Below are 12,565 nucleotides of genomic sequence, written 5' to 3'. Positions count from 1 at the left end.
AGGGTGTTTTTAATATTTTACAGAAATATCCTTCCATCTCCGTCTGGAGACCGAGATCAATTCCATCTGCCGCCGCTGTTAACTAACCCTTGTCTGATGTACACTGGATACAGAATACAGACAAAGGAGACATGAGTGATGAAACGATCTACGCGGGACCGCTGGTGGGTTGGCATTCCTCTTATTGCGATTGGCGCAATAATATTGTTCAGGCAATTGGGCTATGACATAGATATTGGATACATGTTCAGAACATATTGGCCGTTATTTTTGATTTGGTGGGGCGTAAAAGGTATAACCGAAATTCGGCGTAATGGGAGTCATGCATTGATAGGACCCGCCATTGTATTGGCCATCGGTGGATACTTTCTGGCACGCAATCTGGGATGGATCGATTACTCCATGGGTGAGTTTATACGCTATTTGATACCGGTGATGCTCATTGGTGGGGGATTGTTCGTTCTGATCGGACCTCGTCGCCGTGACCGGAAACATCATGACCAAGTACAACCGCCTCCACCGCCGGAGCCACCTTATAAACCATTGTCCCCTGAGGACCTGGAAATGCCGTCTTCGTTTGACGAACAGTTCGAGAAAACATTTGGCAAACCGAAACAGGAACAAAATAATGATTCGCATGGCTCATTTTATACAGATAAGGAAGACCATACATCACACGGACATCAACACCATCATAAACATCAACATCATCATCACAAGCATAAAGGTTACGGTTCAAATAAAAAGGCATATGGAACATTTGATGACGATGACCACTATGATGATGATCCGAATTATTATGGCGGCCATGGGAATACGATTAACAAATCGGCATTTATCGGTGATTTGTATATGGGACAGGAAGTGTTCTCCCTGAAACCGATGAACATATCGGCATTTATTGGCGATACGGTGATTGATTTGACGAAGGCGCAAATACCTTATGGTGAGACGAAGATTAACATTTCCTCTTTTATTGGGGATGTGAAGGTATTTGTACCGGAAGATATGGATCTCGGTGTGACTGTGACGACGAATTCGTTTATTGGGGACATGTCGCTGTTAAATCAAAAACGGGGCGGATTCCTAAGCAGTGCTCAGGCTGAAACGGCGCATTATCGCGAAGCAGGGAAAAAAGTACGGATTGTCGTTAGTGTGTTTATTGGAGATGTCAAAGTGAACAAGGTGGGTTAACGCATGATTCGAACGATTCTCAAAGCAAATAAGTGGGAACTGATGATGTATTTTGCGCTGACCGGACTCATTACTTTGGCCGGGTTTTACTTGCTGTACGGGGAAGTGCTGATGGGAACAGGGCGTCAGCGTGCGTGGACCTATGTTGTTGTTGTCCTCCTGGCTACCGTAATCACAGGCTATATTGCCGCCTTGCGACTTCAACGAAAGATTGATCTTCTGGATCTCAACATGCTGAAAGTGTCCAAGGGCAATCTCGCCGTTCGCATGCCTGAGGCAGACGATGCCTCCTTTGGGCGTGTATATCAGGAATTCAATGTCATGATGGATTCGATTGAGAAAAAAATGAGATTGCTTCAGCGGCTTGGTGAGCAGGAAGTCATTGAAAAGGAACAGGCATCTGAACGCGCTGTAATTGAAGAACGCAAACGGATGGCAAGAGATTTGCATGATACGGTCAGCCAGCAGCTTTTCGCCATGCATATGTCAGCTTCCTCCTTACCACGTCTGCTGGAGATGAATCCCGAGCATGGCAGCAAAGTGCTGGATCAACTTATTCAGATGTCGCATATCGCACAGCGGCAGATGCGTGGGCTTATTGCTCAGCTTCGCCCAGTGGAGTTGGAGGGAAGAAATCTTGGCGAAGCGCTGGATAGCTGGTTCCCGGATTATTGCAGGCAGAATGGTTTAAAAGGAGTGAAAGAGCTGGAACTGGATGGCGGAATTTCCGATGCCATCGAGCACCAGCTGTTTCTTGTTATTCAGGAAGCGGTCGCTAATGTGGTAAAACATGCGGAAGCGGGTCTGGTCAGTCTGTCTATACGAGAGAGTGAACATCAGATCAGCATGAGCATTAGCGATGATGGTCAAGGTTTTTTGCAGCAAGCGGAACGCCCTGGTTCATACGGATTATCAACGATGCGTGAACGGGCAGAGAAGCTTGGGGGTCAGGTTCAGATTATATCGAAGCCGGGAGCGGGGACGACGGTGCGGGTATTCATCCCGAAATTCCCGAATGAACCAGAGGGGGAAACGGAATGAGCGAAAAAGTGAATGTAATGATTGTGGATGATCATGATATGGTGCGAATGGGGTTAAAAACGTATCTTATGCTGGAACCCACATTTCATGTGATGGGGGAAGCCGGTAACGGACAGGATGCATTGAATCAACTGCGCAAGCTGGGAGAAAACGAACTGCCTGACCTGATCCTGATGGACCTGATGATGCCGGTGATGAATGGCGCGGAAGCGACACAAGCGATCATGACCGAATTTCCGGGGATGAAAATTGTGATGCTGACCAGTTTTCTGGAGGATGACCTTGTGGTACAAGCGATTGAAGCCGGAGCTGTCAGTTATGTGCTGAAGACTGTATCTGCTGAAGAGTTGATCTATGCTCTGCAAGGAGCATACCGAGGTATGCCTGTGATGACAGGCGATGTATCACAGGCACTGACCCGTGGCATAAGGCAGCGTACAGCAAGAGAGAACGAATCAGGACTGACGGAACGGGAAAAGGAAGTCCTTTTGCTGATTGCAGAGGGCAAGACCAATAAGGACATCGGGGAAGAACTACATATTAGTATCAAAACCGTCAAAACCCATGTGAGCAACCTGTTGATGAAATGTGAAATGGACGATCGGACACAGCTGGCAATCTACGCTCATCGTCAGGGCTGGGTGAAGAATAAGGGTTAGAATGCAGATTTGGCGGGAAAAATGTTCTATAACGGCGTGCTTTTATCTCCTTTTTAATTGTTTTTAAGGTACGGTTAAGGTTTAAAGTACAAAATAAGGACAGTTAAAGAATATCTCTTGTGATAAGAGATTGGGAGGTAGAGAGGCATGTACGAACGTAATTACAGAGCGAACCGTCAAGACGAGGAAAATGAAACTAAACAAGCGGAGAATCGCAATTCATCCGGGACGGACGATTCCTCCTATTATTATTCTTATGGACCTTTTCAGTCCGTGAATCAGGAAGATACAGCAAGTCATAATGGGGAACATAATCAGCGTGAAGAAGGAAATGTAGAGATTACAAGACCTGACCCCGTGAAGCCAGTACCTACTTACTACAGTAATTACAGTAACGACTCATCTGATCAAGCCAATATGTCATCCAGAGGGGGCGGCAATGGTTCAGGCAATGGAGGAGACCAGGGGAACGGCGGCAAGAACAATGGCAATTGGAATTATAATAACCGTCGGCCACGTTCTTCCGTAAGATCGCTCTTGTTCTCTTTCATCGCCGGGATGCTGGTCATTACAGTGCTGATGTATACAGCAGACAGAACAAACATGTTTACACCACAGGAAGCGCTGACAAGTGCAGAAACCAGTCAGTCATCTTCTCCTACCAATTCAGGCAGCAGCAATAACGTGACAGCGTCATTACTGCCAACGGGCAAAGAGGATGTATCCTCAGTAGTAACGAGTACAAGTCCGGCTGTCGTCAAAATCGAAACACTTGCCAAGCAGTCTACACGCAGCAGCAGCCAGGGTGGTTCTACGATGAGTGATCCATTGTACCAATACTTCTTTGGTAATGGAAGCAATGGCGGAACAGATAGCTACCAAGGCCAAAACCAGCAGCAGCAGCAACAAAGCAGCAATCAGTTGGTTCCACTTGGCATAGGCTCCGGATTTATTTTTGACAAAGAAGGCTACATCCTGACGAACCAACACGTGGTGCAGGGTGCAGATGTGATTCAGGTAACGTTGGAGAACAACAGCAAACCGTATGAAGCGAAATTGCTGGGAAGCAGCTTCGACCTTGACCTTGCCGTGTTGAAAATCGAGAAAAACAGCGGCGATGATGCTTTCCCTGTCGCTCCACTGGGTGATTCCAACAGTACACAAGTGGGTGAATGGCTTGTAGCTATTGGTAACCCGGAAGGATTTGAACACACAGTTACTGCAGGTGTGTTGAGTGCGAAAGAACGTACCATCAGCATTCCGGACGAAGAAACAGGCAAAACTCGTGAGTACAGCCATTTGTTACAAACGGATGCTTCCATTAATCCTGGTAACTCCGGTGGACCGTTGCTTAACCTTAATGGTGAAGTCATTGGTATGAACGTTGCGGTTAGCGCGGATGCACAGGGCATTGGGTTTGCCATTCCTTCGAGTGTAATTTCGGATGCGGTTAAATATCTGAAAGAAAACAAACAAGTTCCCAAAGAGCCCGTACCGTTCATTGGTGCATCTCTGATGGCCCTCACTCCAGAAGTGGCTAAACAGATGGGAACGGATATCACTGAAGGTTCAGTTGTAGCCAGCACGATTTATCAATCTCCTGCTTACCAAGCAGACCTGCGTGCATATGACATCATCACAGGTGCCAATGGCACATCATACAGCACAAGCCAGGATTTGATTGATTTCATCAAGAAACAGGAAATCGGCAGTGAAGTGACACTGAATGTTGTTCGGGACGGCAAAAAAATGGATGTAAAAATCAAAATCGGCAACAAAAACGATTACGATACTACACAAACGACGGATCAACAACAACAGCAACAACAACCATAATGCCGAATCAGGGGTTATAAATAAGATTTAGAAGAGCGGAAGGGTTCGAGGGCCCTTTCGCTTTTTTGCACTATATACGTTTGTCTCCATCAAGGGTGGACTTGAAATGCAACAAGGTATTTGAAGAAGATGCAGATTGCGCTTTTGGCTGTTACAATAAGATTAAAACGTTAAGGGATAAAGGAGAAAGACCATGCGCTCAACTATTCTGATTGTTGATGATGATGAAAAAATCGTGTCCATGCTTCGGCGGGGGCTTGCTTTTGAAGGATATGAAGTACAGACAGCTTCGAATGGGGCAGAGGGCCTCAGTAAGCTGATGGATAAAGAGCCAGATATCGTGGTTCTTGATGTCATGATGCCGCAAATTGACGGGTTTGAAGTGTGCCGCAGACTCAGGGAAGCGGGGAGCAAGGTGCCCGTGCTCATGCTCACTGCCAAAGATGAAGTACAGAGCCGGGTAATCGGGCTGGATACAGGTGCAGATGATTATCTGGTGAAGCCGTTTGCACTTGAAGAATTGTTGGCTCGTGTTCGTGCCTTACTGCGTCGTAAAGCAGATATAGCGGACACGCCTGATAATCGTCTTATGTATGAGGATATTATTCTGGATAATGATTCTCGTGAGGTGCTGCGTGACGGTCAGCGTCTGGAACTGACTGCCAAGGAGTTCGAATTGCTGAATCTGTTCATGCAAAATCCGAAACGTGTGCTGTCCCGTGATCTGATTATGGATAAAATCTGGGGTTATGATTACAGTGGTGAATCCAATGTGCTTGAAGTGTATATTGCCATGCTCAGACAAAAAACAGAAGAATACGGCGGCAAACGTTTAATCCAGACGATCCGGGGAGCCGGCTATATTTTGAGAGGTGACTCCTGACATGTCCATTCGGTTAAGATTAACCGCGTGGTATTCAGGCATCTTGGCAGCCGTGCTCATTTTTTGGGGAGTTGTGATCTACGCTTTTGTTTATTTTAATACGTATCAAGAAGTGGAACAGCAACTGAAAGATAAAAGTGAACGAATTACGAATCAGATCGGTGTCAATCCGCTTTCACAGTCGCTGGACCTCGACCCTTTTACGGAAAGTCAGCTTCAGGAAGCTCAAATATACATCCAGTTATGGGACTACCAGAGCAGATCTGGTAAAATCTCAGGCAATATGGAGAAGCTTCAGATTCAATTTCCCGTTGTGAAATCCAATGAGATCCAGAAAAAGCGTGGAATATCCAAGATCTATGTAAATGGGACCCCTTTCTTGGTGAATCAGCAGCCCCTGTCTCTTCAGGGAACCAATGAAATAAGGGGCCTCCTTCAAGTCGGCGCCAATGTTAGTTCCCAAGAACGATTGCTGGAAGCTCTGCGAAATATTCTGGTTTTTGGCTGGCTTGTCGCGATGGCGCTTGCGATTACTTCGGGGCTGATTCTGGCTCGCAAATCTATGCGTCCACTTGTCAATGTGATTGATGCCGCCAATCAGATTCAATCAGGGGATGATCTTAGTGTGCGCATTCAATATACGGGTCCCAAGGATGAGATTGGACGTCTGATTGAAACCGTTAATAATATGCTTGAACGAACAGAGCTGTCATTCCGCGGGCTCGAGGAGACGAATAAAGCTCAGCGCAGATTTGTGTCTGATGCCTCGCATGAGCTGCGTACACCGCTGACCACAATCCGTGGCAATGTGGACTTCCTGAAGAAGCTGTGGGACCAGGAGAGCACGGACCGACCGAATCTGGACGAAGAAACGGTTAAACAAATGTCGCTCGAAGCGATAGAGGATATGGCGGATGAAGGCAAACGCATGAGCAGGCTGATTAGTGACATGCTGTCTTTGGCGAGAGCCGATACAGGACAGAAAATCGAACTGAATCCGATCCCGTTGCAAATTCTGGTGCAGGAAGTGGCTCGCAGATCCCAATTCCTTGATCACCAGGCTGACTGGCGTCCAGGCGATCTATCGATTCTGAATGGCATATATGTGAACGGCAGCAAGGACTATTTGCAGCAGATGCTGTTTATTTTTATCGAGAATGCTTTCAAGTACACTCCAGATGGCTCGGTTACGCTTGATGCAATACTTTATAAAGGTCAGGTAGGACTGCGCATCAGTGATACGGGAATCGGAATGGATCGGGATGAAGTTCCGTTTATCTTTGACCGGTTCTATCGGGCGGATGAGTCCCGCGGTGCCACACCTGGTATAGGTCTGGGACTGTCGATCGCCAAGTGGATCATAGAAGAACACCAAGGATCTGTCGAGGTTGTAACCAGACGTGGAGAAGGAACGACCTTTATCATTTGGTTGCCGGTTGTCTTTGCTCCGCCTATCGAATAAGGTTATAATAGACAGGACTGCAATTACATCGGCTATCTTTGCCGAGAAAGAAAGCGGGTGGCAACCAAGTGGAAGTACTACGAATTTCGCCGCGGGGATATTGTTACGGAGTTGTGGATGCGATGGTGTTGGCGCGCCAGGCGGCACGCAATTTGGACCTACCACGGCCTATTTATATATTGGGAATGATTGTGCATAACCAACATGTGACGGACTCTTTTGAAGATGAGGGCATCATTACACTGGACGGACCGAACCGGATTGATATTCTGAGCCAGGTAGAGAGTGGAACAGTGATCTTTACGGCCCATGGTGTATCTCCGGAAGTACGCAAGATGGCACGTGATAAAGGACTGACTACAGTGGATGCAACATGTCCTGATGTAACCAAAACCCATGACCTTATTCGGGAGAAAACGGCTGAAGGATATGACATTATCTATATTGGGAAAAAGAACCACCCAGAGCCGGAAGGTGCGGTTGGTGTTGCACCCAATCATGTTCATCTGATCGAGAAGGAAGAGGAGATTGACGGACTGAACGTACCTCCCGGCAAAATCCTTATTACGAATCAGACAACGATGAGCCAATGGGACATTAAACACATTATGAGCCGTCTTCTGGAGAAGTATCCAGGCGCAGAGATTCATAATGAGATATGCTTGGCTACCCAAGTCCGTCAGGAAGCTGTTGCTGAGCAGGCAGGGCAGGCAGATCTGGTCATCGTTGTTGGTGATCCTCGCAGTAATAACTCCAACCGGCTTGCACAAGTCTCGGAGGAAATTGCGGGTGTAACGGCATATCGTGTATCAGATGTGGCAGAGATTCAGCAGGAATGGCTGAAAGGTGTGAATAAGGTGGCGGTTACTTCAGGCGCTTCAACGCCAACACCGATCACAAAGGAAGTCATCCTGTATCTGGAGCAGTATGAACATGACAAGCCGGAAACATGGGAAATCAAACGTACGGTGAACATGAGCAAGCTATTACCTCCTGTAAGGGAAAAGACTCGTACGACGTAAACGAACATTAGAATAAGAATCTTGGAGTACAGAGCCGGAATCCGGTGACTGACGCAGGATTCTTTTTTTTTGAGGGGATAAGAGCTGGCTTGACTGAAAAGGGTGAATATGTTATATTTACTTTAGTGGATAAAAGCTTAAAAGCGAACAAGCGTTTAAGTGGAGAAGAGTTTTGAAGATTAAATCAGATGCGCTTAAGGCGCTCTCATACAAGGAAGGATGGGAATTATAATGATCGTTATCGCAGGTAAAGCTACTCCGGAGGAACATATTCAGGATATCGTCGCTACAATTGAAAAGGAAGGACTTCAGGTTCATATCTCGCGTGGAGAGGACCGCACCATCATTGGTTTGATTGGTAAAGTAGAGCCGAAAATGGCTGAGCATCTTCGCCAAATGAAAGGTGTGGAGAATGTCGTCAAAATTTCGAAGTCCTACAAATTGGCAAGCCGTGACTTCCATCCTCAAGATACCGTGATCTCCATCAAAGGTGTAGATATTGGCGGGAAAGAACTCGTCGTTATGGGCGGACCTTGTGCGGTTGAATCAGCTGAACAGATTGATGAAATTGCTGGACTGGTTAAGGCTGCTGGTGGACAGGTGCTGCGCGGTGGTGCATTTAAGCCACGTACAGGCCCATACAGCTTCCAGGGAACGGGTGTTGAAGGTCTGATCATGATGGCAGAAGCAGGCAAGAAACATGACCTATTGACCATTACAGAAGTCATGACGCCTGAATATGTAGATATTTGTGCCGAGTACGCAGACATTCTGCAAGTAGGTACACGTAACATGCAGAACTTCGATTTGCTGCGCAAGTTGGGTGAGTGTGGCAAACCGGTACTGCTGAAACGTGGTTTTAGTGCAACTTATGATGAGCTGTTGAATGCTGCTGAATACATTCTTGCGGGTGGAAACCCGAATGTAATGTTGTGTGAGCGTGGTATTCGTACTTTCGAATCCTACACACGCAATACGCTCGACCTGTCGGCCATCCCTGTCCTGCAGTCTCTCAGTCATCTGCCAGTTATTTCGGACCCAAGTCATGGTACTGGTCGTCGTGAACTGGTTGAACCGATGACGAAGGCTTCTGTTGCTGCTGGTGCTAACGGCCTAATTATCGAAATGCATACAGATCCGGATAACTCCATGACGGGTGACGGCGTGCAGTCTCTGTTCCCTGACCAATTTGCCAACCTGCTTCAGGATCTGGAGAAATTGGCACCAATCGTGGGTAAAACATTCAACACAGCCAAACAACCGGCTGAGTTCTTTCCTGCACGAGTTGGCGTATAACTGATCTTCATAGTATAGGTAATATATATCATCCGGGCATCTGTCCTGGCTCCGTTCAATGAGAAGGGGGCTAGGACAAAATGTCCGGTTTTTATGTTATTTGGAGCATTGAACGCATTTATTAATCATAGGTGATAAGAAACATTTATGATGTAATGTTATTTCCATAATTTAGGGTAAATATACCCCTGCTTTACCGCATTAAACCAGTTAAATGTAGTATATATTCGTTGTTAAGTGAAATGAGTGGATTTATAAAATGTGAGCATAGCTTACATAATCGCAAAAAATACCTTACATAAGTATTGACGATGTCACATTTGAGATTTTATAATGACGACAGAAAAAAATTCGAATATGGACATTTTCTTAGCGGGGTTGTTTAATGTTCGGAATATTTGGGAGGACGAATACATGTCGGTTGAAAACGTATTGAAATCAATTCAAGAGAACAACATCGAGTGGGTAGATTTTCGTTTTGTAGATTTATCCGGTCGTGCGCACCACATCTCGTTACCAGCTTCGGCAGTTGACGCAGACACTTTTGTAAATGGAGTAGCCTTTGATGGTTCTTCTATTCAAGGTTTCCGCGGAATTGAAGAGTCCGATATGGTTATGATTCCAGACCCTGAAGCGACTTTCGTCGATCCGTTCACAGCACACCCTACATTGAATGTTATGTGTGATATCTTCACTCCGGATGGCGAGCGTTATGAGCGTGACCCACGCGGTATCGCAGTCAAAGCGGAAGAGTTCCTCAAAGAAAGCGGAGTAGGTACAGCAGCATTCTTCGCGCCTGAATCCGAATTCTTCATCTTCGACGATGTACGTTATGAGAGCGGCACAAACAGCTCTTCCTATTTCGTAGATTCCGAAGAAGCTTCATGGAACACAAACCGTAAGGAAGACGGCGGTAACCTGGGCTTCAAAGTTCGCACCAAAGGCGGATACGTACCTGTAGCTCCAGTGGATACGCAACAAGATATTCGTAGTGAAATGTGTCGTATTTTGGAAGAAGCGGGTCTCTCGATCGAGCGTCATCACCACGAAGTGGCGACAGCAGGTCAAGCCGAAATCAACTTCCGTTTTGATACGTTGAAGAAAACAGCAGATAACCTGCTTGTATACAAATACATCGTGCATAACACTGCACGTCAATATGGTAAAGTAGCAACATTCATGCCAAAACCACTGTTTGGTGACAATGGTAGCGGAATGCACGTTCACCAATCCATCTTCGATGGCGATTCCCCATTGTTCTATGACAAAACGGGATATGCAAACCTGAGCGAAATGGCTCTGCACTACATCGGAGGAATTTTGTACCACGCACCAGCTCTGATTGCTTTGACTAACCCTAGTACGAACTCATTCAAACGTCTCGTACCTGGTTATGAAGCACCGGTTAACCTGGTTTACTCCAAAGGGAACCGTTCGGCAGCAGTACGTATTCCGGTTGCAGCTGTGACACCGAAAGGTTGTCGTATCGAGTTCCGTACACCGGACTCCACAGCTAACCCTTACCTGGCGTTCGCTGCAATGCTGATGGCAGGTCTGGATGGTATCAAACGCAAAATCAACCCAACTGAGCTCGGATATGGTCCGCTCGACAAAAACATCTATGATTTGTCTGATGCAGACAAAGAAAATATCCGCAGCGTGCCAGCTTCCCTGGAAGAAGCGCTTGACGCTCTGGCAGCGGACAACGAATTCTTGACCGAAGGCGGCGTCTTCACGAAAGAATTCATCGAAAACTATATCAACCTCAAACGTGACGAAGCGAAAGCAGTAGCAATCCGCATTCATCCGCATGAGTACAGCCTCTACTTCGACTGCTAATCCGGTCGGAACAGAAACTGTTCCCAATGTAAAGCCTCCGGGGCTCGCTCTCGGAGGCTTTTCCTTGAATGAAACGATGTAGTGCATTAACTTTGCAGGGTGATAAAGGAATTTGATAACCCTGATTCGCAGCTTCGGTGCTTATTGCCCTTGAAGCAGATAAGGAATACTGATATCATAGCGATAATATTCACTTCATATGTCAGCTACGGATGGAAAGGGCGGGGGATTTTGTGACAAAGAGAGCGTATAATTTTAATGCAGGACCTGCGGCGTTGCCACTTGAGGTTCTAGAGCGTGCTCAGGCAGAATTTGTTGATTTTCGGAACACGGGGATGTCGATTATGGAGATGTCTCACCGTGGAGCGGTGTACGAATCTGTACATAATGAAGCTCAGGATCGTTTGTTGTCTCTGCTAGGCAACCCCAAAGGATACAAGGTTCTATTTCTACAGGGCGGAGCCAGCACTCAGTTCGCCATGCTGCCGATGAACCTGCTCGGGGAAGGGCAGACAGCCAGTTACGTCATGACAGGCAGCTGGGCCAAGAAGGCACTGTCTGAGGCGAAACTGATTGGGGAGACACAGGTCGCTGCATCTTCCGAAGCGGATAAATACATGAAATTGCCGGATGTGTCGAATCTTAGTTTCCCGGATCGCACAGCTTATGTTCATTTGACGTCTAACGAAACGATTGAGGGAACACAATTCAAGTCATTCCCGGACACCGGTTCAGTTCCGCTTATTGCCGACATGTCGAGTGACATCTTCTGCAAACCGTTTGATCTTAATCAATTCGGCATGATCTATGCAGGTGCACAGAAGAACCTGGGCCCATCAGGGATTACGGTTGTTATTGCTCGCGAAGAACTGGTTAGCGAATCTCCTAAAACGATTCCGACGATGCTTCGTTATAGTACACATGTGGACAACAATTCTCTCTATAATACACCACCGTCTTTCTCCGTATACATGGTGAATGAGGTTCTGAAATGGATCGAGGAACAAGGCGGATTGGCTGGAATTGAACAGAAGAACATAAAGAAAGCAGATTTGCTCTATAATGCGATCGATTCCTCCGGAGACTTCTACCGCGGTTGTGTAGATCCGGCAGATCGTTCCCTGATGAATGTGACCTTCCGCCTGGCTAACGAGGAGTTGGAGAAACAGTTTATCAGGGCTTCGGAGCAAGAAGGATTTGTTGGTCTGAAAGGGCATCGGAGTGTTGGCGGCCTGCGTGCTTCCATTTACAATGCTGCTCCATATGAAAGTGTTAAAGCACTGACGGACTTCATGGGCCACTTCCAGAAGACAAATGGATAAAGAACCTGGCA

Annotated in this window: 10 protein-coding genes; all 10 read left to right on the top strand. The window is 46.7% G+C overall.

Translation table 11 applies throughout. From position 1 onward, the window contains the following. The first annotated feature begins 138 nt into the window (after positions 1 to 138). The 10 genes from liaF to serC all read left to right on the top strand — a co-directional run bounded on the left by liaF (position 139) and on the right by serC (position 12,554). Positions 139 to 1,194, top strand: coding sequence for a cell wall-active antibiotics response protein LiaF (liaF, locus tag ACFVQB_RS26460; RefSeq protein ID WP_379446903.1), 1,056 nt, complete (start codon positions 139 to 141; stop codon positions 1,192 to 1,194). A 3-nt stretch (positions 1,195 to 1,197) separates the two neighbouring features. Next, positions 1,198 to 2,235, top strand: a complete 1,038-nt coding sequence (locus ACFVQB_RS26455; RefSeq protein WP_379446902.1) for a HAMP domain-containing sensor histidine kinase — start codon at positions 1,198 to 1,200, stop codon at positions 2,233 to 2,235. Beyond that, complete coding sequence (locus ACFVQB_RS26450; RefSeq protein WP_379446901.1) at positions 2,232 to 2,894, top strand: response regulator; 663 nt, start codon at positions 2,232 to 2,234, stop codon at positions 2,892 to 2,894. The genes ACFVQB_RS26455 and ACFVQB_RS26450 overlap by 4 nt, the downstream gene beginning before the upstream one ends. A gap of 147 nt (positions 2,895 to 3,041) precedes the next feature. Further along, a complete protein-coding gene (locus ACFVQB_RS26445) occupies positions 3,042 to 4,730 on the top strand; it encodes a S1C family serine protease (protein WP_379446900.1) in 1,689 nt (562 codons plus the stop codon). Between the two features lie 193 nt (positions 4,731 to 4,923). After that, positions 4,924 to 5,613, top strand: a complete 690-nt coding sequence (locus tag ACFVQB_RS26440) for a response regulator transcription factor (protein ID WP_063564239.1) — start codon at positions 4,924 to 4,926, stop codon at positions 5,611 to 5,613. Position 5,614: 1 nt separating this feature from the next. Further along, entirely contained in the window at positions 5,615 to 7,075 is a 1,461-nt protein-coding gene (locus ACFVQB_RS26435; RefSeq protein ID WP_063564240.1) for a sensor histidine kinase, read from the top strand. A 68-nt stretch (positions 7,076 to 7,143) separates the two neighbouring features. Beyond that, entirely contained in the window at positions 7,144 to 8,097 is a 954-nt protein-coding gene (locus ACFVQB_RS26430) for a 4-hydroxy-3-methylbut-2-enyl diphosphate reductase (protein WP_379446899.1), read from the top strand. Positions 8,098 to 8,328: 231 nt separating this feature from the next. Further along, complete coding sequence (gene aroF / locus ACFVQB_RS26425) at positions 8,329 to 9,393, top strand: 3-deoxy-7-phosphoheptulonate synthase (protein ID WP_379446898.1); 1,065 nt, start codon at positions 8,329 to 8,331, stop codon at positions 9,391 to 9,393. A gap of 414 nt (positions 9,394 to 9,807) precedes the next feature. After that, positions 9,808 to 11,232, top strand: coding sequence for a type I glutamate--ammonia ligase (gene glnA, locus ACFVQB_RS26420; RefSeq protein ID WP_379446897.1), 1,425 nt, complete (start codon positions 9,808 to 9,810; stop codon positions 11,230 to 11,232). A 233-nt stretch (positions 11,233 to 11,465) separates the two neighbouring features. Further along, positions 11,466 to 12,554: a 3-phosphoserine/phosphohydroxythreonine transaminase gene (gene serC / locus ACFVQB_RS26415; protein ID WP_379446896.1), complete on the top strand. Its 1,089-nt coding sequence runs from the start codon at positions 11,466 to 11,468 to the stop codon at positions 12,552 to 12,554. The last annotated feature ends 11 nt before the right edge of the window (positions 12,555 to 12,565 follow it).

It is taken from the genome of Paenibacillus sp. NPDC057886 (assembly GCF_042796655.1).
In the GTDB taxonomy this organism is placed as follows: Bacteria; Bacillota; Bacilli; order Paenibacillales; family Paenibacillaceae; genus Paenibacillus.
The sequence above is the reverse complement of the archived record's forward strand: the minus strand, read 5'-3'. Positions and strand labels throughout refer to the sequence as shown.